General features: G+C 72.5%; 21 protein-coding genes. 11 read left to right on the top strand and 10 right to left on the bottom strand.

Features of this window, described 5'->3' with window-relative positions:
• Positions 1-37 precede the first annotated feature (37 nt).
• The 4 genes from GGG17_RS03650 (at position 38) to pabB (ending at position 4,289) form a co-directional block, all read left to right on the top strand.
• Entirely contained in the window at positions 38-1,279 is a 1,242-nt protein-coding gene (locus GGG17_RS03650) for a 3-hydroxyacyl-CoA dehydrogenase NAD-binding domain-containing protein (RefSeq protein WP_154592427.1), read from the top strand.
• Between the two features lie 87 nt (positions 1,280-1,366).
• Positions 1,367-1,798 carry a hydroxyphenylacetyl-CoA thioesterase PaaI gene (paaI, locus tag GGG17_RS03655; protein ID WP_230082649.1) on the top strand — a complete coding sequence of 144 codons (432 nt, stop codon included), beginning with the start codon at positions 1,367-1,369 and terminating at the stop codon, positions 1,796-1,798.
• A gap of 227 nt (positions 1,799-2,025) precedes the next feature.
• Positions 2,026-2,835, top strand: coding sequence for an aminotransferase class IV (locus tag GGG17_RS03660; RefSeq protein ID WP_154592428.1), 810 nt, complete (start codon positions 2,026-2,028; stop codon positions 2,833-2,835).
• Positions 2,832-4,289: an aminodeoxychorismate synthase component I gene (gene pabB, locus GGG17_RS03665; protein WP_311966395.1), complete on the top strand. Its 1,458-nt coding sequence runs from the start codon at positions 2,832-2,834 to the stop codon at positions 4,287-4,289. The genes GGG17_RS03660 and pabB overlap by 4 nt, the downstream gene beginning before the upstream one ends.
• A 25-nt stretch (positions 4,290-4,314) precedes the next feature.
• Here pabB and GGG17_RS15940 read toward each other — a convergent pair whose 3' ends face one another.
• The 8 genes from GGG17_RS15940 to GGG17_RS03705 form a co-directional block, all read right to left on the bottom strand.
• Positions 4,315-4,491: a hypothetical protein gene (locus GGG17_RS15940; protein WP_195849103.1), complete on the bottom strand. Its 177-nt coding sequence runs from the start codon at positions 4,489-4,491 to the stop codon at positions 4,315-4,317.
• A gap of 170 nt (positions 4,492-4,661) precedes the next feature.
• A complete protein-coding gene (locus GGG17_RS03675) occupies positions 4,662-4,952 on the bottom strand; it encodes a YciI family protein (RefSeq protein ID WP_154592429.1) in 291 nt (96 codons plus the stop codon).
• 9 nt (positions 4,953-4,961) lie between these two features.
• A complete protein-coding gene (locus GGG17_RS03680) occupies positions 4,962-5,600 on the bottom strand; it encodes an MBL fold metallo-hydrolase (protein WP_154592430.1) in 639 nt (212 codons plus the stop codon).
• A complete protein-coding gene (locus GGG17_RS03685) occupies positions 5,600-6,685 on the bottom strand; it encodes an S-(hydroxymethyl)mycothiol dehydrogenase (RefSeq protein WP_154592431.1) in 1,086 nt (361 codons plus the stop codon). The genes GGG17_RS03680 and GGG17_RS03685 overlap by 1 nt, the downstream gene beginning before the upstream one ends.
• Positions 6,661-7,599, bottom strand: coding sequence for an ABC transporter ATP-binding protein (locus tag GGG17_RS03690; RefSeq protein WP_154592432.1), 939 nt, complete (start codon positions 7,597-7,599; stop codon positions 6,661-6,663). Before GGG17_RS03690 ends, GGG17_RS03685 begins: the two co-directional genes overlap by 25 nt.
• Positions 7,596-8,630, bottom strand: coding sequence for an iron chelate uptake ABC transporter family permease subunit (locus GGG17_RS03695; RefSeq protein ID WP_311966396.1), 1,035 nt, complete (start codon positions 8,628-8,630; stop codon positions 7,596-7,598). The genes GGG17_RS03690 and GGG17_RS03695 overlap by 4 nt, the downstream gene beginning before the upstream one ends.
• On the bottom strand, positions 8,627-9,646 hold the full coding sequence (locus GGG17_RS03700) for a FecCD family ABC transporter permease (protein WP_154592433.1): 1,020 nt from the start codon (positions 9,644-9,646) through the stop codon (positions 8,627-8,629). Before GGG17_RS03700 ends, GGG17_RS03695 begins: the two co-directional genes overlap by 4 nt.
• A complete protein-coding gene (locus tag GGG17_RS03705; protein ID WP_311966397.1) occupies positions 9,643-10,710 on the bottom strand; it encodes an iron-siderophore ABC transporter substrate-binding protein in 1,068 nt (355 codons plus the stop codon). Before GGG17_RS03705 ends, GGG17_RS03700 begins: the two co-directional genes overlap by 4 nt.
• 117 nt (positions 10,711-10,827) lie before the next feature.
• Here GGG17_RS03705 and galE point away from each other — a divergent pair, with 117 nt between their 5' ends.
• The 5 genes from galE (at position 10,828) to cydC (ending at position 18,270) form a co-directional block, all read left to right on the top strand.
• Positions 10,828-11,844: a UDP-glucose 4-epimerase GalE gene (gene galE / locus GGG17_RS03710; protein WP_154592434.1), complete on the top strand. Its 1,017-nt coding sequence runs from the start codon at positions 10,828-10,830 to the stop codon at positions 11,842-11,844.
• Positions 11,845-12,337: 493 nt separating this feature from the next.
• On the top strand, positions 12,338-13,777 hold the full coding sequence (locus tag GGG17_RS03715) for a cytochrome ubiquinol oxidase subunit I (protein ID WP_154592435.1): 1,440 nt from the start codon (positions 12,338-12,340) through the stop codon (positions 13,775-13,777).
• Positions 13,778-13,795: 18 nt separating this feature from the next.
• On the top strand, positions 13,796-14,890 hold the full coding sequence (gene cydB, locus GGG17_RS03720) for a cytochrome d ubiquinol oxidase subunit II (RefSeq protein WP_154592437.1): 1,095 nt from the start codon (positions 13,796-13,798) through the stop codon (positions 14,888-14,890).
• Between the two features lie 120 nt (positions 14,891-15,010).
• The gene (gene cydD / locus GGG17_RS03725) at positions 15,011-16,660 is read left to right on the top strand and encodes a thiol reductant ABC exporter subunit CydD (RefSeq protein WP_311966398.1); all 1,650 of its coding nucleotides are present in this window, start codon (positions 15,011-15,013) and stop codon (positions 16,658-16,660) included.
• Positions 16,657-18,270, top strand: coding sequence for a thiol reductant ABC exporter subunit CydC (gene cydC, locus GGG17_RS03730; protein WP_154592438.1), 1,614 nt, complete (start codon positions 16,657-16,659; stop codon positions 18,268-18,270). Before cydD ends, cydC begins: the two co-directional genes overlap by 4 nt.
• 121 nt (positions 18,271-18,391) lie before the next feature.
• Here cydC and GGG17_RS03735 read toward each other — a convergent pair whose 3' ends face one another.
• On the bottom strand, positions 18,392-18,787 hold the full coding sequence (locus GGG17_RS03735) for a GntR family transcriptional regulator (protein WP_154592439.1): 396 nt from the start codon (positions 18,785-18,787) through the stop codon (positions 18,392-18,394).
• Positions 18,784-19,746, bottom strand: coding sequence for a hypothetical protein (locus tag GGG17_RS03740; protein WP_154592440.1), 963 nt, complete (start codon positions 19,744-19,746; stop codon positions 18,784-18,786). Before GGG17_RS03740 ends, GGG17_RS03735 begins: the two co-directional genes overlap by 4 nt.
• Positions 19,747-19,795: 49 nt before the next feature.
• On the opposite strand from GGG17_RS03740, the gene GGG17_RS03745 reads away from it, so the two are divergent.
• Positions 19,796-20,290: a low molecular weight protein-tyrosine-phosphatase gene (locus tag GGG17_RS03745; protein ID WP_154592441.1), complete on the top strand. Its 495-nt coding sequence runs from the start codon at positions 19,796-19,798 to the stop codon at positions 20,288-20,290.
• Positions 20,291-20,414: 124 nt separating this feature from the next.
• Entirely contained in the window at positions 20,415-21,200 is a 786-nt protein-coding gene (locus tag GGG17_RS03750; RefSeq protein ID WP_154592442.1) for a VOC family protein, read from the top strand.
• The last annotated feature ends 32 nt before the right edge of the window (positions 21,201-21,232 follow it).

Below are 21,232 nucleotides of genomic sequence, written 5' to 3' on the forward strand. Positions count from 1 at the left end.
CCTCGCCGCGAGGCTGCCGACGTGCCACGATGCGTGCATGAGTGACCACGCGAGCGAGCAGTCCGGCACCACGCCCGCACCGGGGATGGTCGCGGTCGTCGGGGCCGGTGCGATGGGGTCGGGGATCGCCCAGGTGGCCGCGCAGGCGGGGCACGAGGTCGTGCTCGTCGACGCCCGCGACGGTGCTGCTCAGGAGGCGGTCGAGCGGCTGCGGTCGACGCTGGGCCGCCTCGCCGACAAGGGCCGGATCGGCGCCGACGAGGCCGCTGCGGCGGGCGGCCGCCTGGGGGTCGCCGAGGACCTGCGGACGCTGCCCTCCTGCCGACTCGTGATCGAGGCGGTCGTCGAGGACCTCGAGGTCAAGCGTGAGATCTTTGCCGCTCTCGCGGCACGGCAGGACGCGGACACCATCCTCGCGTCCAACACCTCCTCGCTGTCGATCACGGCGATCGCCGAGGGGATCGCTCACCCCGATCGGATCATCGGCCTGCACTTCTTCAACCCCCCGCCACTGATGAGGCTGGTCGAGGTCGTGCGCGGAGCCCGCTCCGGGACCGACTCGGTCGACGACGCCTGCGAGCTCGTGCGCGCGTGGGGCAAGACGCCCGTGCGCTGCGCCAGCACACCGGGATTCATCGTCAACCGGGTCGCCCGGCCGTTCTACGGCGAGGCCCAGCGGATGGTCGCCGAGGGCATCGCGGACGCGGCCACCATCGACGCGGCGCTGCGCGGGGCCGGCTTCAGGATGGGGCCGCTGGAGCTCACGGACCTGATCGGGCAGGACGTCAACCTCGCCGTCGGGACGTCCGTGTGGGAGCAGACCGACCACGACGCGCGCTACGAGCCCACGGCATACCAGCAGGACCTCGTGGCTCGAGGAGCGTTGGGGCGCAAGACCGGACACGGCGTCTATCGGTATGACGAGAGCGACCAGGCGGTGGACGCGTCGCCGGACGAGGCCGCGGTGGAGCGGCTCGTGGGCGGCCCGGTGCGGACGGACCCGGTCGCGCGGACGCTGGCCATGCTGGTCAACGAGGCACTCGCGGTCGTGGTGCGTGGTGAGGCGACCGCCGAGGACGTGGACACCGCCATGCGCCTCGGCGCCAACTACCCGCGCGGGCCGATCGAGTGGGGTCGCGAGATCGGCTTCGACGTGATCAAGGCGCAGCTGGAGGAGCTGGCCGAGATCTACCCTGGTGGCCGCTACCGTCCCTCCAAGGCCCTCAGCCAGGACCTACCGGGGGTAGGGGCATCGACCGGCCTCCGTCCCCCAGGCTGATGCCCCTACCGGGGGTAGGGGCATCGACCGGCCTCCGTCCCCCAGGCTGATGCCCCTACCCCCGGTAGGTCTCGACGAAGGAGTCGCATGCTGGATCCCGACCTGTCCCACGTCCGCACGATGTGGGACGACGACGGCGCCTCGCGCCACCTCGGCATCGAGCTCGTCTCGGTCGACCACGACGGTCGCCTCGGCCGGGCCCGCACCCGCATGGCCGTCACCGAGACCATGGTCAACGGCCACCGGATCATGCACGGCGGCTACATCTTCACGTTCGCCGACTCGACCTTCGCCCTCGTCTGCAACGCCGGCGGCGAGCTGACCGTCGCGGCGGGCTGCGACATCGACTTCGTGCGGTCGGCAGCCCTCGGTGACGTGCTGCTCGCCGAAGGCGTCGAGCGGACCCGCTACGGCCGCAACGGGATCACCGACGTCACCGTCACGCGCGAGGGCGACGGCGAGCTGATCGCGCACTTCCGGGGGCGGTCGCGCGCCCTCAAGCCCCGCCCGTCGGCCTGAGCAGCCACCGACGAAGTAGCCGCCATGACACTGCCCCCCATCGACGAGCGCCCCGACCTCTACGACTAGCCCTCGGCGAGGACCTCAGCGCAGTGGTCAGCCATGACCAGCAAATGATCGACGCCGCGACGGATGCCGGGCTGGAGGTCGTCTCTCCAGGGCGGGACGGACGTGAGCAGCGGTGACCCCGTGCGGGGCGGGCGCGGCATACGTGGCACGATGCGCCGGTGAACAAGACCGAGGCCGTCCGTGACGGCGAGCGCTGGTGGTGGGGCCCGCAACCCCCCGGCGACCATCCCCCGCAGGTGATCGACTCCTGGCTCGTCCAGGAGGGGCGGTCGCGGCGGCCGGAGCGTCACATCCAGCGGTTCGCGGCGACGGCCGAGCTGTTCGTGCACTTCCAGGACCTGCACGTCGTCGTCGACGAGGTCCTCGCCCGAATCCCCCGCGCCGGCAGGTGGTTTCCCCGGCTGGAGGCCTACAACGACGCCGTCGCGCTGTGGCTGCGGCCTGCCGGCGACGCCCCCACCGAGATCGCGTTGTGGGTCGCCGACGTCCCGGACCCCCGCAAGTGGCCGCACATCAAGGGCCCCGACCTCGTCGTGCAAGGCCAGCTGCAGGGACGGGCGCGCGAGCTCGGCGCCGAGGACGCGCTGCTGTGGCGGGTCGAGGAGCAGCTGCCCGAAGCCATGGAGGCGACCTACTCGGCGCTGGTGTGGTGGGACGGCGAGGCCTTCGTGACGCGTCCCGACGACGACCTGTCGCTGCCGTCCGTGACCATCGAGTGCCTCGAGATCTCCCTGGCCGACACCCCGCACCCGCTGCGGCGCGGCCGGGTCACCGTGGACGCGCTGCTCGACAAGCCGGTGTGGACGGTCAACGCCGCCAGGGGGATCCAGCAGGTGAGCAGCTGGGTGCTGCCCGATGGCGGACCCCGCCACTCCCCCCACGGCGCCCTGACCGCGGGACTCACCTCGTTGCTGTGCGACGCCCTCGATGAGACGACCGGGCCGCTGCCCGAGCAGCTCACCACGTGATCGTCGAGCGGGTCCCGCCGCCCGGCGACGTCGGCTCCGCCTTTGCATGGCTCTTCGGCGAATCCCGTTGGGCCTGCTGGTTGGACAGCGCCCGCGCCGAGCCTGGGCTGGCTCGCTTCTCCTACCTCGGGTCGCCGGGGGCCGATGGCGAGGTGCTGACGTATGCCGTCGGCCAGGGGCAGGTCGTGGTCACCGCCGGTGGCCGGGAGCACCGCGAGGACGGGACGATCCTGGAGGCGCTGCGCCGACGCCTCGCGCCCGCCACGGAACGGGGACGTTCGTGCCCGAGATCCGGGCACGAACGTCCCCAGTCGCCGGGTGGAGGCGAGGGGCTGCCGTTCGAGCTCGTCGACGGGTGGGTGGGCTACCTCGGCTACGAGCTCAAGGGGGACCTCGGATCCACCAACCGCCACGTGTCGCAGCACCCCGACGCCGTGTGGATGCGCTGTGACCGGCTGCTCGTCATCGACCACGCGACCGGTGCCGCATGGCTCGTCGCGCACGGCTCGGGCGCCGCAGCATGGCTGGCGTGGGCGCGGGAGACGTTGCACATCAACGCTGCTCGTCCGCCTTGCCCGCATCACCCGCCACGGCCCGGATGGCCGGGCACCCCGCCCGACGGGTCCCGTCGCGCAGCAACGCTTCTCGTGCGCAGCGTGGAGCAGTACCGCCAGGACGTCGAGGCCTGCCTCGACGCGCTGCGGCGCGGCGAGTCCTACGAGATCTGCCTGACCGACACGGTTCTCGCGGAGTCGCACGACGACCCGTTCGACATCTATCTGCGGCTGCGCCGGCTCAACCCGGCCCCGCACGCGGCCTACCTCCGCCTCGGGGACCGGCACGTCCTGTCGGCCAGCCCCGAGCTGTTCCTGCGCGTGACGCGTGACGGCGAGGTGTCCACCAAGCCGATCAAGGGGACGGCAAGGCGTCATACCGACCCCACCCACGATGCCCGTGCCGCAGCCGATCTCGCCGCCGACGCCAAGACCCGTGCCGAGAACCTCATGATCGCCGACCTGCTGCGCAACGACCTGTCACGCGTCTGCGACCCGGCGACGATCCACGTGCCTCGACTCATGCACGTCGAGTCCTACGCGACCGTGCACCAGCTCGTGACGACCGTGCGCGGGCGGCTTGCCGAGGACCGCACCGCGATCGACGCCGTCGAGGCGTGCTTCCCCGGCGGGTCGATGACGGGCGCCCCCAAGCACCGCACCATGCAGATCATCGACGAGCTCGAGGCACGGGCGCGCGGGATCTACTCAGGGGCACTGGGTTTCATCGACCGCAGCGGCGCGGTGGACCTGTCCGTCGTGATCCGCACCGCCGTCATGCACCACGGGCAGGTCGAGATCGGCGCGGGCGGGGCGATCGTCCTGGACTCGGACCCGCAGGCCGAGACCGACGAGATGCTGCTCAAGGCCGACGCCGTCCTACCCGCCCTCCGACCCTGACCTTCCCGGTCGCGATCGGGTGACTTCACTGCTCGCCTACCCGCAGCAGACTCACCCGATGCCGCGGGGTGGGGCCAACAGGCGCGTCAGGGCTCGCTGATGGGTCGGTGCCGATGTGGCACTGCAGGTGCACGACGTCGAGGCCGCGCAGCGAGCCCTGCGGCAGGTGGGCGGCGAGGACGGGCAGGTCGTCGCTGACCACGGTGGAGAGGTATGCCGGGTCCTCGGCGCAGCGCGCGGTTGGCGTCCCGGGCGACGGCCCAGTCGACGTCGACGTCGGTGCCCTGCGGCTCGCTCATGGCCAGAACCTACCGGGGGCCGAGGCATCAGCCTGGCGAACGAAGGCCGGCCGATGCCTCGGCCCCCGGCGGGTCAGGGCTGGGCGGCGAAGACGCCGATGACGGGGTTCCACTCGGTGACGTCGATCCCCGCGACGAGCCCGTGCTGCTGGAAGGGATCGTCCTCCAGCAGCGAGCGCAACTCGTCGGCGCTGTCGGCGCGGAGGATCAGCAGCGCCGACGCCGGCTTCACGTCGACGTAGGGACCGGACGCCTGCAGCGACCCCGCCTCGGCGAGCCGGCCGAGGAACGCGCGGTGCTCGGGCCGGATCTCGTCGAGGCGGGGGTCGTCGGAGTAGGAGTAGCGGACTGCGTAGTAGGCCATGGCCCCACCCTAGGCGGCGCTGGGGTCCTCCCACCCGTCGGCGCCGGCCCGCTCCGCGCCGATGGTCGTGTCCGGGCCGTGCCCGGTGTGCACGATCGTGTCGTCGGGCAGCGCAAAGAGCCTGGTGCGGATCGAGTCGACGATGGTGTCGTATGACGAGAACGACCGTCCCGTGGCGCCCGGGCCTCCCTGGAAGAGGGTGTCACCGCTGAACACGCACCCCAGCTCCTCGCTGTAGAAGCAGGTGCCGCCCGGCGTGTGCCCCGGCGTCGCGATCGCCCGCAGCGTCACCCCGCCCACGGTGATCTCGGTGCCGTCGACGATGTCCTCGTCGGGCTGGCGCGTGTCATAGGTCTGCTGCCACAGCTCGAGGTCGTGCGGGTTGAGCCAGATCGGGGCGCCCGTGGCCTCCGCGAGAGCGGCCGCCTGGTTGACGTGGTCGTCGTGCGCGTGCGTGCACACGATCGCCGCCAGCCGACGCTCGCCGACGGCGGCGACGATGGCCGAGGCGTCATGCGGGGCGTCGAAGACCACGCACTCGTCATCGTCGCCGACGATCCACACGTTGTTGTCGACGTCCCAGGTGCCCCCGTCGAGGGAGAACGTCCCCGACGTGACGAGCTGCTGGACCTGCACGTCGCCGGCCATCAGAGCGTCACCACCGAGCGGAGGACGTCACCACGCTTCATGGTGGCAAAGGCCTCCTCGACGTCGCCCAGCCCGATCGTCTCGGACACGAACGCGTCCAGGTCGAGCCGCCCCTGCAGGTAGAGGTCGATGAGCATGGGGAAGTCGCGAGAGGGCAGGCAGTCGCCATACCAGCTGGACTTGAGCGACCCGCCACGACCGAAGACGTCGAGCAGCGGCAGCTCGATCCGCATCTCCGGTGTCGGCACCCCCACGAGCACCACGGTCCCCGCGAGATCGCGTGCGTAGAACGCCTGCTCGTAGGTCTCGGGGCGACCCACCGCATCGATGACGACGTCCGCGCCGTTGCCGTCCGTCAGCGCGCGCACCGCCTCGACGACGTCGCCGTCGGCCGGGTCGATGGTGTGCGTCGCCCCCATCGAGCGCCCCTTCTCACGCTTGCGGGGGTCCAGGTCGATGCCGATGATCTTGGCCGCGCCCGCGAGATGCGAGCCGACGACGGCCGCCATACCGACGCCCCCGAGGCCGATGACGGCCACGGAGTCGCCACGACCGACGCCGCCGGTGTTGATCGCGGCGCCCAGCCCGGCCATGACGCCGCAGCCCAGCAGACCCGCCGCCTCGGCGCCGGCGCGCTCGTCCACGCGCGTGCACTGACCGGCCGCGACCAGCGTCTTCTCCGCGAAGGCCCCGATCCCCAGCGCAGGGGTCAGCTCGGTGCCGTCGGTGAGGGTCATCCGCTGCTTGGCGTTGTGCGTGGCGAAGCAGTACCACGGACGCCCGCGGCGGCAGGCCCGGCACTCCCCGCACACGGCGCGCCAGTTGAGGATCACGAAGTCCCCGACGGCGACCTCGGTCACGCCCTCCCCGACGGCCGAGACGCGGCCGGCGGCCTCGTGCCCGAGCAGGAAGGGGAACTCGTCGTTGATCCCGCCCTGCTGGTAGTGGTAGTCGGTGTGGCAGACGCCGCAGGCCTGGACGTCGACGACGGCCTCGCCCGGCCCTGGGTCGGGGATCACGATGTCGACGAGCTCGACCGGCTCGCCCTTGGCTCGGGAGATCACTCCCTTGACGGTGGTGGGCATGTGCTCCCCTTCCTGGCCTCGCGGCCGGTTGACCATGCACTCACCCTCTCATTGCCCGTGGCCCTCGGCGACCAACCGGTCGTATGCCGGGAACGCCCGGAACGCGGGTCGGACGCCGTCCAGGACGGGCGGTGGGGCGAGCAGCGGGGCACCACGAGCGGGGTCCCGGACTCGGGGTCGGCGATCACGCGCGCGTCCAGGGCGAACACGTCGCGGACCAGCTCCTCGGTCAGCACGTCGGCGGGTGCGCCCTGCGCCGCGACCACGCCGCCGCGCATGGCGACGAGGTGGTCGGCATACCGCGCCGCCAGGCCGAGGTCGTGCAGCACCATGACGACGGTGGTGCCCCGCTCGGCGTCGAGGGCGGCGACCAGGTCGAGCATCTCGAGCTGGTGGGTGAGGTCGAGGTAGGTCGTGGGCTCGTCGAGCAGCAGCAGGTCGGTCTCCTGCGCGAGGGCCATGGCGATCCACACGCGCTGGCGCTGGCCGCCGGACAGCTCGACGACGGGGGTGTCGGCGAGCGCGGTGGTGCCGGTCTCGGCGAGGGCCCGCTCGACGGCCTCGGCATCGTGGGCCGTGTGCCGGCGCCACAGCCCCTGGTGCGGGTGGCGGCCACGGGCGACCAGCTCGGCGACGGTGACGCCGTCGGGGGCGACGGGGTGCTGGGGCAGCAGGGCGAGAGCGCGGGCCACGGTCCGGGTGGGCTGCTCGTGGATCGGGCGACCGTCGAGCAGCACGGCGCCCGAGCGCGGGCGCAGCAGCCGGGCGAGGCCGCGCAGCAGCGTCGACTTGCCGCAGGCGTTGGGGCCGACGACGACGGTGACGCGGCCGTCGGGGATGGCGAGCGTGAGGTCGCGCACGACCGGCTCCCCGCCGTAGCCGAGCGTGAGGTCGCGGGTGGCGAGTCGGGTCATCGGAGGCTTCCTTCGGTGCGGCCGCGGGTCAGCAGCCAGAGCAGGACGGGGGCGCCGGTGAGGCCGGTGACGACGCCGGCGGGCAGGTGGACGTCGGGGATGACGTGGCCGCCGACGAGGTCGGCCGCGACCACCACGACCGCGCCGACGAGGGCCGCGCCGACGATCGTCGGGCGACCGCGGTCCAGGGCCCGCGCGATCGGCCCGGCCAGGAAGGCCACGAAGGCCATCGGCCCCACCGCCGCCACCGCGAGCGCGAGCACGACGACGGCGACGGCGAGGAGCAGGTCTGCCGCGTGCCGACGTCCCCCGAGCCCGAGGGCCAGGTCGTCGCCGAGCTGCAGGGCGGGCAGGTCCCGGCTCGCGAGCCACAGCAGCACGTATGCCGCGACCGACGTCATCACGAGCCACCGGATCGTCGACCAGTCGGCCTGGCCGAGGCTGCCGGTCAGCCAGCGGAGCACGAGCTGGGTGTCGTGCTCGTCGGCGCGGGTGAACAGGTAGTGGACCACCGACGACAGGACCGAGGAGACGCCGACGCCGACGAGCACGAGGCGCTCGCCGGTGGACTGCGCGACGACCCGCACGAGCACGGCCACGACCAGGGCGCCCGCCACCGCGAGGAGGGACAGCGCAGGCCCGCTGACGCCGAGGACGACGATGCCGACGACCGCGGCGGTGGAGGCGCCCATGCCGACGCCCACGATGTCGGGGCTGGCGAGCGGGTTGCGCAGGACGGTCTGGGAGATCGCGCCGGCCGCGCCGAACGCGGCGCCGGCGAGCAGGCCGAGGACGGCGCGCGGCAGGCTGCTCTCCATCAGGATGAAGCTCGCCCCCGGGATGACCTCGCCGCGCAGGATCGCGACGGCGTCGGCGACGGGGATCACCATGTCCCCCAGCAGGGCTCGTGCGACGGCCAGGCCGAGCGCGAGGACGGCGAGGGCGCCGACGAGCAGGCGGTGGTGGGCGCGCCGGCTCAGGGTCCGGCGCGCGTCGCGGGTCGCCGCCTCCCGCACGGCGAGGGTGCTCACAGCCGCCCCCGTCGCAGGGCCCACACGAAGCCGGGCAGGCCGACCATCGCGGTCATGATCCCCACCTGCACCTCCGACGGCGGCAGGACCACGCGTCCGAGGGTGTCGGCGGCGGCCACCAGCGCGGCCCCCAGGACGGCGCTGAGCGGCAGCAGGCGGCCGTGGGCCGGGCCGACGAGGGCCCGGGCGGCGTGCGGGACCAGCAGCCCCACGAAACCGACCGGCCCGGCCAGGGCCGTCGCCCCGGCCGCGAGGAGCACGGCCACCGCCCCGACGGCCCAGCGGGCGCGGGTCGGGTGGGTGCCGAGGGCGGCGGCGGCGTCGTCGCCGAGCGCCAGCGCGTCAAGGCGCCGGGCGAGCACCAGGGACAACAGAGCGCCGACGACGAGCAGCGGGCCGACGACGCCGAGCAGGCCGAGGTCCCGCCCACCGATCGTCCCCACCTGCCAGAAGCGGTAGGCCTGCAGCGTCCCGCGGTCCCCCAGCAGCAGGGCCGTCGAGATCGAGGTGAGGGCGGCGGTCACGGCGGCGCCGGCGATGGTGACCGACCCAGGGCGCAGGCCGCCGCGGGAGACGGCGGCGAGCAGGTGGACCACGACCGCGGCGACCGCCGCCCCGACGAACGCCGCCGTCACGTGCACGGCCGGTGCCGACACCCCGAGGACGCTGATCGCCACCACCATCGCGAGGGACGCCCCGGCAAAGACCCCGAGGATGCCGGGGTCCGCCAGGGGGTTGCGGGTCAGCCCCTGGAAGCAGGTCCCCGACAACCCGAGCGCCGCCCCCACGACGACGGCGAGCACCGTCCGGTCGACCCGGGCCATCGCGATGGCGTGCAGGGGGTGGGCGGCGTCGATCAGGGCGCTCGGCGCCACCGCGCGCGAGCCGACGAGCAGCGACGCCGCGAGCGCGACCAGCAGGAGCAACAACGGGGTGAGGGCCCGCGCGGCCGCCGGGAGGCGGACGCCCGGCGGGGCGAGGGCTCGCGCGGTCGTCGCCGGGGCGGGGCGACTCATGCGCCCTTGACGGCCTTGACCACGCCGGGGAGGTACTTGTCGACGATGACCGGCATGGACAGCGGGCTGGGGTTGGTGACCGAGAGGCCGATCTGCTTGTCCACCTCGGCATAGGCGTGCCCCGACCTCAGCGCCGGGATCTGGCCGATCAGCGGGTTGGCCGTGAACGCCGCGATGTCGGTGGGCTTCTCGGCATACGACAGGAGCACGTCGGACTGGATGGTCGAGGCCTGCTCGGCGGAGACGTTGCCGTAGAACTGGCCCGGCTTGACCGCGGAGCTCACGATCGGAGCGCTCCTCAGGCCGAAGGCCTCCAGGGCGCGGACCCGGTTGTCCTCCTTGCCGTAGATGCCGATCTGCGACAGGTCGGTCGTGGTGAGGTAGGCGAAGACCATGGTCTTGCCGGCGAGCTCGGGGTGGGCCGCCTTGGCGTCCGCGACGACCTTGTCGGTCTGCGCGCGGACGGCGGTGGCCTTGGTGGGGCGGCCGAGGGCCTTGCCGACCGTCTCCAGCGAGGTCGTCCACGGCGTCACCCACGGGGCACCCGGCTGGGCGACGACCGGCGCGATCTTGGACAGCTTGTCGTAGTCCGCCTTGGTCAGGCCGGAGCTGGTGGCCAGGATGACGTCCGGGGCCAGCGTGGCGATCTCGGTGACCGGTATGCCGTCCGTGTCGTCATAGCGCGTGGGGGCCTTGCCGCCCAGCTTCGCCACGGCCGCGTCGAACCAGTCGGTGGACTTCCCGGCATTGCCGCCCCACGTCATCGCGGTCGCGCCCACCGGCACCACCCCGAGCGAGACGGCCATGTCCTGGTCGACCCAGCCCACGGTCGCGACCTTGGTCGGCTCCTTGCTGATCGTGGTCTCGCCGAAGGCGTGCTTGATGGTCACCGGGAAGGCGCCCGGCTCGGCGGCGCCCTGGGACGTAGCCCCGGACGTCGCGCCGCCGGCGGAGGCGGAGCCGGAGCTCGTGGAGCCGGCGCCGGAGCCGCAGGCCGCGAGGGTGACGGCCGAGGTGAGCGTCGCGGAGGTGAGCACCAGCAGGGAACGGCGGGTCAGGGGCACGAGAGGTCCAATCGTCGGTAAGGCTTACCTAAGTTAGGCAAACCTTAGCCCTATCGCTCGGCGGCGTGCGACCCGTCCCACAGCGTGCTCGTAGGCGGGACCCCTAGGGTGGGGAGCATGCGCGTTCTCGTCAGCGGTGGCGCCGGCTACATCGGCTCGCACACCACCCTCCAGGTCCTTGCCGCCGGTCACGACGTGGTCGTGGTCGACAACTTCTCCAACGCCAAGCCGTCCGTGATGGCCCGGCTCGAGGCCCTCGCGGGGCAGCCGATCGAGGTGCACGGCTTCGACCTGACCGACCGGGACAAGACCGAGCACCTCTTTGCCACGGAGCGGTTCGACGCGGTCATCCACTTCGCGGGCTTCAAGGCCGTCGGAGAGTCCGTCGAGAAGCCGCTCGAGTACTACGAGAACAACCTCGGCTCGACCTTCTCCCTCGTGCGGGCGATGCAGCGCCATGGCGTCAAGAAGCTCGTGTTCTCCTCCAGCGCAACGGTGTACGGCGAGGATGCGCCCGTCCCGATGAAGGAGGACTTCCCGACCTCGGCGACCAACCCCTATGGCTGGACCAAGGTGATGATCGAGCAGATCCTGCGCGACGTCGCGGTCGCGGACCCGCAGATGCGGATCGCGCTGCTGCGCTACTTCAACCCCGTGGGCGCCCACCCGTCCGGCACGATCGGCGAGGACCCGCAGGGCATCCCCAACAACCTCGTTCCCTTCATCGCCCAGGTCGCCGTCGGGCGGCGCGAGCACCTCAACATCTTCGGCGACGACTACGACACCCCCGACGGGACGGGTCTGCGCGACTACATCCACGTCGAGGACCTCGCCGCGGGCCACGTCGCCGCGCTGCGCCGCCTCGGCGAGGTCAGCGACCCCGTGTCCACCTGGAACCTCGGCACCGGCCACGGCACCTCGGTCAAGGAGATGCTCGCGGCCTTCAGCCGCGCCGTGGGTCGCGAGCTGCCGTTCAAGGTCGCCCCGCGCCGCCCCGGCGACATCGCCGCGTCCTACGCCGACCCGTCCCGCGCCAACGCCGAGCTCGACTGGCACGCCACCAAGACGGTGGACGACATGTGCGCCGACACCTGGCGCTGGCAGTCCGGCAACCCCGAGGGCTACCCCAGCTGAGGGTCGTCGGCCGTATGACGGACGCCTGCTTCCACTCCGAGATCGACACGGTCCAACAACTCCCATCCCTGGGTGTTGCGAGAACCGAGAAGGCCCGCCCCTGACAACGGGCCATTCCGCGCAGCTCGGCAGACCGACGGAGCCACGAGGCCGGTGTCGGATGCTGCAGGGTGCCGGGAGTTGGCCGAACCGACGCTCTCCGTCGAATGAGTGATGGGGTGAAACACCCTGACCGGCGGCCGGATCGGCATACGGTCCTGAGCTTGTGAAGTCTGTCACAAGCGGCGTGAGGCGGGGTCGGCGCCGCGATGACGCCGTTCGCGAATACCTCACGGGCGGACCGGCATACGGCGTCACTGCCGATTTGCACAACGCTGATGTTGCCTAAAACCGCAGGTCACGGGCGGGTTGCGAACCCCGGACCGGGTCGGGCGCATGTCCTGCTCTGAGTAGGCTCGACGGGTAACCCAAAGGTCTGACCTCCGGAGATGTCATGGACAACCTGGACCTTGCGCGATGGCAGTTCGCCATCACCACCGTCTATCACTTCCTCTTCGTGCCGATCACCATCGGCCTGTCGGCGATCGTCGCCGGCTACCACACCGCCTGGGTGCGGACCCGCAAGCCCGAGTACCTGCGGCTCACCAAGTGGCTCGGCAAGCTCTTCACGATCAACTTCGCGCTCGGCCTGGTGACGGGCATCGTCCAGGAGTTCCAGTTCGGGATGAACTGGTCGGACTACTCGCGGTTCGTCGGCGACATCTTCGGCGCCCCGCTGGCGTTCGAGGCGCTGCTCGCGTTCTTCCTCGAGTCGACCTTCCTCGGCCTGTGGATCTTTGGCTGGGGCCGGATCCCGGAGCGGCTGCACGCGTGGACGATGTGGATCGTCCACATCGGCACCGTGCTGTCCGCCTACTTCATCCTCGCCGCCAACTCGTTCATGCAGAACCCCGTCGGCTACCGGTTCAACCCCGAGTCGGGGCGCGCCGAGATGGCCGACTTCGTCGCGGTGCTGGTCAACAAGGTCCAGCTCGTGACCTTCCCGCACGTGATCCTCAGCTCCTACATGACCGGCGGCGCCGTCGTCGTCGGCGTGGCGCTGTGGCACTACCTGCGGCGGGGCCCGATCGCCGACCGTGACCGCGAGATGTACCGCAAGGCCGTCCGCGTCGGCGCGATCGTCTCCCTCGTCGCCTCGCTCGGCGTCGTCGTCACCGGCGACCTGCAGGGCAAGGTCATGACCGAGGTGCAGCCCATGAAGATGGCGGCCGCCGAAGGCCTCTACCACACGGAGAAGTCCGCGCCGTTCTCGATCCTGACGATCGGCTCCCTCGACGGGCAGAACGCCACCCGCGTCATCGAGGTCCCCGGCCTGCTCAGCTTCCTCGGGACCGGGTCGTTCGGCGGCGAGGTCAAGGGCATCCGCGACGTCCAGGCCGACTACCAGCAGAGGTATGCCGGAAACGCCCGCACGGCGGACAAGGCCACCAACTACGTGCCCAACATCCCGACGACCTACTGGACCTTCCGCCTGATGATGGGCGTCGGCTTCGTGTCGATGGCGCTCTCGGCGCTGGCGCTGTGGGCGACCCGCAAGGGCACGACCCCGCCGAGCGGCCGCTGGTGGCGGCACGTCGTGATCTGGAGCCCGCTGCTGCCGGTGTTCGCGATCTCGTTCGGCTGGATCTTCACCGAGGTGGGTCGCCAGCCGTGGATCGTCTTCGGCGAGATGACGACGGCCAACGGCGTCAGCCCGTCCGTGCCCGCCTGGTCCGTGCTCGTCTCGATGGCCGTCTACACGCTGCTGTATGGCGCGCTGATGGTCGTCGAGGTCAAGCTCTTCCTGAAGTACACCCGCGTCGGCGCGGAGCCGGCCGACACCGACACCCCGGCCGAGAGCGGCGAGGACAAGCCCCTCGTCTTCGCCTACTGAGGACGTTGGAGAGACACCATGGAACTCACCGTCATCTGGTTCATCCTCATCGCCGTCCTGTGGACCGGCTACTTCGTCCTCGAGGGCTTCGACTTCGGCGTCGGCATGCTCCTGCCGATCCTCGGCAAGGGCCGCGACGAGCTCGACACCGACAACCGCCGCCGCGTCCTGCTCAACACCATCGGCCCGCACTGGGACGGCAACGAGGTGTGGGTCCTCACGGCGGGCGGCGCCACCTTCGCGGCCTTCCCGCACTGGTACGCCACGCTGTTCTCGGGGTTCTACCTGCCGCTGCTGCTGATCCTGGTCGCCCTGATCATCCGCAACATGGGCTTCGAGTACCGCCACAAGCGCGACGACGACCAGTGGCGTCGCAACTGGGACCTGTGCATCATCGTCGGCTCGTTCCTGCCCGCGCTGCTGTGGGGCGTCGCGTTCGCCAACATCGTGGCGGGCGTCCCGATCAACGCCGACAAGGAGTACACCGGCAACCTGTTCACCCTGCTCAACCCGCTCGGGCTGCTCGGCGGCGTGACCACCTTGCTGCTCTTCCTCACCCACGGTGCGGTCTTCGTCGCGCTCAAGACGAGCGGCGAGATCCGCGAGGAGGCGCGGGCCCTCGCCTGGAAGGTCGGCATCGCCGCGGCCGTCGTCGCCGTCGTCTTCCTCGTCTGGGTGATGATGCTGACCGGCAACACCGGCTCGTGGATCCTCGCGGTCCTCGCCGCCGTGGCGCTCGTCGTGGGCCTGCTCATGACGCGCCTCGGCCGTGACGGGCTGGCCTTCACCGGCACCGCCGCCGCGATCGCGCTCGCCGTGTGGGCGCTGTTCACCGCGCTGTTCCCCGACGTGATGCCCTCCTCGACCGACCCGGCCTGGAGCCTCACCCACGAGAACGCCGCCAGCACCGACCTGACGCTCAAGATCATGACGGGCGCCGCCGTGGTCTTCACGCCGATCGTGCTCGCCTACACCGCGTGGACCTACTGGATCTTCCGCAAGCGCATCTCCACCCACCACATCCCGCCCGCGCACGAGCCGCGCGAGGTGGGCGAGCTGGAGGCCGAGCACGTGGCGGCAGGCGAGGTCGGCGGAGCGCACCGCGACCGCTGAGTCCGCCGGGTCCGCCGGGTCCGCCCGCACCTCCCGATGATCGTGAGGGTTTCGTCCAACGATGTTGGGCGAGACCCTCACGATCGTCGTGGGGGATGAGACGACGAGGAGCACGACCACGTGAAGCCGTTCGACTCCCGCCTGCTACGGCTGCTGCCCGGTGCCCGCCGACCCGTCCTGGCCCTCGGCGCCATCGGGGTGGCGCAGGGCGTCGCGGCCATCGTGCAGGCCTTCGCGGTGGCGGCGGTCGTGGTGGCGGTGGCACGGCATACGGCCCTGTGGGGACCCCTCGGGCTCCTGGCCGCCGTGCTCGTGGTGCGCGCCCTGCTCACCGGCGCGACCGAGCTCGTCTCGTCCTGGGCCGGCACCGAGGTCAGCGCCGGCCTGCGAACGCTGCTGCTGCGCACGTGGCTGGCCCGGTCCGCCGACCAGCGACCCGAGCCGGCCGCGGCCCAGACCCTCGCCACCCAGGGGGCGACCAGCGTCGAGACGTATGTCGCGCGCTACCTGCCCGCACTCGTGGCCGCCGCCGTGCTGCCGGTGCTGGCCGTCGTGACGCTGGCGTTCGTGGACCTGTGGTCGGCGCTGATCGTGGTGCTGACGCTGCCGCTGCTGCCGGTCTTCGCCGCGCTGATCGGCAAGGCGACCGCCGACGCCTCGGACCGGCGGTGGCGCGCGATGGCCGCCCTCGCGGGGCACTTCCTGGACATGATGCGCGGGCTGCCGACGCTCTCGGCATACGGCCGGGCGAGCCGCCAGAGCGCGACGATCCGCGAGGTCTCGCAGCGGCACCGGACCGCGACCGTGGCGACGCTGAAGCTGGCCTTCCTGTCCTCCGCGGCGCTGGAGCTGCTCGCCACGATCTCGGTCGCGCTGGTGGCCGTGTCGGTCGGGATCCGCCTGACCTGGGGCTCGATCGAGCTGGGGCCGGGCCTGGCGGCGATCCTGCTGGCGCCCGAGGCGTACTGGCCGATCCGGCGGGTGGGGCAGGAGTTCCACGCGGCCGCGGACGGGGCGCAGGCGCTCGAGGACATCCTGACGTCGACGTCCCCCACCCCCACCGACCGGTCAGATGCCCACACCCCAACCCGTCCGGAACTGAGCAGTCGACGAGTGGGTCCAGAGCTGACCAGTCGACGAGGGTGGGAGGCAGGGCTGGAGGACGTCGCCTATCGCTACCCCGGGACCGGCCGCGACGTGCTCCGCGACCTCACCCTGCGCGTCCCCCGCGGCCTGACGGTGGTGACCGGCCCGTCCGGCACGGGCAAGACCACGGCCCTCGAGCTGCTCTGCGGGCTGCGCGAACCCACCACCGGCCAGGCCTCCCCCATCGCCTCGCACCTCGTGACCCAGCGCCCGTTCCTGACCGCCGGCTCGATCCGCAGCAACCTCACCCTCGCCGGCGACGCGACCGACGAGGCGACCGACGACCGTCTGTGGTCGGCGCTGCGGCAGGTCGGCCTGGAGGACCTGGTGCGCCGGCTGCCGGATGGGCTCGGGACGCCGCTGGGGGACGACGGGTTCGGGCTGTCGGCGGGGCAGCGCGCCCGCCTCGGGGTGGCGCGGGCCCTGCTCTCGTCGGCGCCGCTCGTCGCGCTCGACGAACCCACCGCCCACCTCGACCCCACGTCCACCGCCCTGATCGACGACGTCGTGCGCTCGCTCGCGCGCGACCGGGCGGTCGTCGTCGTCACTCACCGCCCCAGTCTCGTCGCGCACGCCGACCAGCACGTCACCCTCTCCCCCGTCGCCCAGGAGGTCGCGCGATGAGCTCGGTATGGCGAACGCCCCCCGGCATCCGGGGCTCCGCGATCATCGGCGGGCTGGCCACCGCCAGCGGGATCGCGCTCACCACGACCTCCGGCTGGCTGATCGTCGCCGCCTCCCACCGGCCGCAGATCCTCACGCTGATGGCGGCGATCGTGGCGGTGCGGGCGTTCGGGATGGCGCGGCCGGTGTTCCGCTACTGGGAGCGGGTGCGGTCGCACGACGCCGCGCTGGGCGACCTGGCGGAGCAGCGGGTCGCGGCCTACGACGCGCTCGTGCCGCTCACGCCCGCCCGGCTCGGGCGGCGCTCGCGCAGCGAGGTCCTGGGCGGCGCGGTCGACGATCTCGAGGACCGCGTGTATGCCGAGATCCGCGTCGTCGTCCCCGTGCTCGGATCCCTCGTCGCGGGGCTGCTGACGGTGCTGGCGACGGCGCTGTTCAGCTATGTCGGGGCGGTGATCGTCGCCGCCGTGCTCGTGGCGTGCGGGCTCGTGGCGTGGCTCGTCCTCGCGAGCGAGCGCGCGGCGCAACGGGACTGGCTCGACGCCCGCGCCGAGGTGACCCGCGTCGCCGGCCTGGTCACCGCGAATGCGCTGGAGCTGCAGGCGATCGGGGCGACCTCCGCGTCGGGCGTGTGGATCCAGGACGCGCAGGCCCGGCTGGCCGCGGCCAACGCCCGGCGGGCGCGGGGACGAGCCCTCGGCATGGCACTCACCGGGATCGCTTGCGGCGCAGGCACGGTCGCGATGGCGGTGCACGCACATGGGCTGGTGGCGGGCGGGTTCAACGACGCCATCGCGGCCCTGCTCGTGCTGACCCCCGTGGCGGCGGCCGATGCGTTCACGCCGTTGCCGGACGCCATGGGCGCCTGGGCCCGCGCCGACGGGAGCCGGGTCCGCCTCGACCGCCTCCTCGCCCAGGACGCGCCCCTCGGAGTGCACGGATCCGTCGAGGCGCCAGGGGATTCCGGCATACCGCCGCGGTTGGCTCTGGACGAGGTGACGGCGCGCTGGACGGCGGACCGCGACGCCGTCGGACCCGTCACCGCCGCCATCGAGCCCGGCGAGTCCGTGGTGATCACCGGGCCCAACGGCGCCGGCAAGTCCACGCTGCTCGCCGTGCTCGCGACCCACCTCGACCCGGCGTCCGGGAGCTATCGCCTCGACGGCCTGGACAGCCGGTCCGCGTCCGTCGAGTCGCTGCGCGCGCGGGTCGCGGTGCTGGACGACGAGCCGCACGTCTTTGCGTCGACCGTGCGCGAGAACCTCCGTCTCGCCCGCCCGTCCGCCACGGACGACGAGGTGACCGCGGCCCTGGAGCGCGCCGGGCTCGGCGGGTGGCTGCGCGGGCTGCCCGAGGGGCTCGACACGATGCTCGGCACCGGCCACCGCGGCGTCTCCGGCGGCGAACGCGCCCGCCTCGGGCTGGCTCGCGCGATCCTCTCGGGGCGGCCCGTGATGCTGCTCGACGAGCCCGCCGCCCACCTCGACCACGCCACCGCCACCGAGGTGCTCGACGACCTGCTCGCCGCGCGCGAGGGGCGGACGCTGGTGATGGTGAGCCACCGCGAGGACGCCGTGGCGGGGTTGGGGCGCGAGCTCCGACTCGGTTGATCCCGCGCACGTGCCCCCGCGCACGTCCCCCGCCCCCGCCACGATCGTGAGCGTCTCGTCCAAGAATGCTGGAAGGAACCCTCACGATCGGGGTCATTGTGCGGGGGCGCGGGGTGGGAGGTCAGGGGCGCGAGAGGGCGGAGCGCACGGCCGCCTCGATGGCCGCGTCGTCTGCCCCCGCCGCGCGCGCCGTCGCCACGAAACCCAGCGCCAGCTCGTCCACCCCGGGCCCCGAGTCGGCCACGGCCAGCGACGAGCGAGCGAGCTCGGCGGCACCCGCGGCGATCGTCGTCCCGGCGCGGCGGGCCGTCCGCACGATCCCGGACGCCTCCAGCTCCTTGTAGGTCCGCGCCACCGTCCCCGCCGCCACCCCGAGGTCGGCGGCCAGCTGCCGCACGGGCGGCATCCGCGCCCCTTCGGTCACGACACCGGTCGCCACGTGCACCAGCACCTGGCGCCGCAGCTGCTCGTAGGGCGGCGTGGGGTCGCCCGCGTCGACCCGCAGACCCACGCTCATGCCGACACCCCGGTGACAGGACGTGCCACCAACGAGACCCGGTGCGGGGCAAGGACCCTCACGAGGCTCCACAGGGTCAGCACCGTCACAACGGCGGCGAGGCCACCGACGACGGTCCCTGATGCGCCGAAGGGGTTGCTCGCGCACATCCCGTCCCCGGCGTGGGCCAGACGCATCCAGGAGGTCAGCAGGGCCGGCCCCGCCAGCGCCCCGGAGGCCAGCCCGGCGCCGGCGACCAGCGCCCCGGCGGACCACCGTCGGAGCGCGTCGTCCGCCCGCACCAGGTCGGCGTCACTGCCGTCACGCGGACGCCCCGCGACGAGGCGCAGACCCCAGGCCGTGGCGGTGAGACCGACGAGCCAGACCAGCAGCGCCGGGGCGAGGTAGAACGAGCCGAACCACGGGCTCGAGCCCCCGCTCGCGGCCCAGCCCTCGGGCGTCGTGCAGGCATAGGTCAGCTGCCGCCCGTCGGTCCCCTGCAGGCGCAGGCCGATGATCACGGCCGCCAGCAGGGCGAGCGCCAGGATCCCGGACACCACCGCCTGGCCGCGCGGCACGTAGTCCCTCACCCGCCGGTGCTCGAGCCCGGCGGCGGGGCCCGTCGCCATACGGCCGATGGAGAGCTGACCGAGGACCAGGGTGAGCAGGCCGACGACCACCCCGGCCACCGGTGCCGTCGCGATCAGCCGACCGCGGCCCGTGGCGGCGAGCCCCACCACCGCCAGCAGCCCGAGCAGGACGGCCAGGAGGCGAGAACGTCGGACGAGAGCCTGAGCACGCAGGAGACGTCCGAGATGGTCGTCGACGACCACCGGGCGCCCGCCGAGGCTGAGGACCAGCGCGGCCACGAGGCAGGCGACGACCAGCACGACGACCACGACGGACAAGGGATAGAGAGCCAGCATGACGACCTCCTGCTTGTGCCAGATGTTTAACACAAAGAACTGTGCGCCTGCCACGCCTTTGTGTCAATAGGGCAGCACAAACAACCGCGAGATACTGGTAGGCATGGCCGACTACCGCATCTGCGTCATCTGCTCGGGCAACATCTGCCGCTCCCCCATGGGCGAGGTGATCCTGCGCCACCTGCTCGACGAGGCCGGGCTGGGTGACCGTGTCGAGGTCGACTCGGCCGGCACCGGCGGCTGGCACGAGGGTGACGGCGCCGACCCGCGCACCCTCACCTCGCTGACCAGCGGCGGGTATGACGGGTCCGCCCACCGCGCTCGCCAGTGGCAGCAAGCCTGGTACGCCGACCGCGACCTCGTCCTCGTCGCCGACCGCGGGCACGAGCGCGAGCTGCAGCGGCACGCCCCGACCGAGCAGGACCGCGACAAGGTCCGGTTGATGCGGGAGTTCGACGACGACGCCGTGGCGGCGGGGACGCTGGAGGTCGACGACCCGTACTACGGCGACGCGGCGGACTTCGACCGGTGCCGGGACGAGGTCGAGGCGGCGATGCGCGGCGTCGTGGAGCACGTGCGCGAGCAGCTCGACGCGTGAGCCACGCGAGCGGGAGGGCGCGGCGCCATACGGGCGGCAACTGACTGACAAGCCGCAGTCCCTCTGCTGGACTGGACCCTGCGCCACCGTCCACGCCACCCGACCAGCCGACCGAGGAGCATCCATGTCCGTCCGCGAGACCCCCTGGCCGCTCGGCACGCCCTGCTGGCCGGACCTGATGTGCGACGACCCGAGGGCGGCGGCACGGACCTACGCGACGCTGTTCGGGTGGGAGGTCGAGGAGGGGCCCGACGCCTACCTGCTGATGCTGCGCGACGGCTTGCGGGTCGCCGGGATCGGCCCCAAGCCGCCGACCGCGCCGTGGCCGGCGGTGTGGACGACCTATCTCGCCGTCGACGACACCGACCGTGTCGCCACCCTCGAGCAGGAGCAGGGTGCCGAGCAGCTGCTGCGGCCCACCGACATCCCCGGCCTGGCGCGGATCGCGCTGCTGGTCGACCCCACGGGCGCCCATCACGGCCTGTGGCAGGCCGCGCCGGGGGTCGGCGCCGAGCGCTACAACGAGCACGGGTCGCTCGTCTGGAACGAGCTCATGGTCCGCGACCACGAGGAGGCGATGGGCTTCTACGGCGAGGTCTTCGGCCACTCCTACGAGGTGATCGAGGAGGACGACGGGTCGTTCGCCTACGCCCAGGTCGTCACCGCCGACGGGCGGCTGGTGTGCGGGCTGGGGCGCATCGGCGACGAGTACGGCGATCAGTTCCGCCCCCACTGGATGACCTACTTCCTGAGCGACGTGCCGACCGCCACGGTCTCCGCGGTCCAGCGCCTCGGCGGGCGGGTGCTGATGGACGTCGTCGAAGGGCCGTTCGGGCAGCTGGCGGTGCTGGAGGGTCCGCAGGGCGAGGTGTTCAGCGTCATCCGACCGGACCACGTCGACGAGGACTGAGCGCCCACCCGGCCCGATAGTGCGGCCGACCG

The organism is Arsenicicoccus cauae (assembly GCF_009707125.1).
GTDB lineage: Bacteria > Actinomycetota > Actinomycetes > Actinomycetales > Dermatophilaceae > Arsenicicoccus > Arsenicicoccus cauae.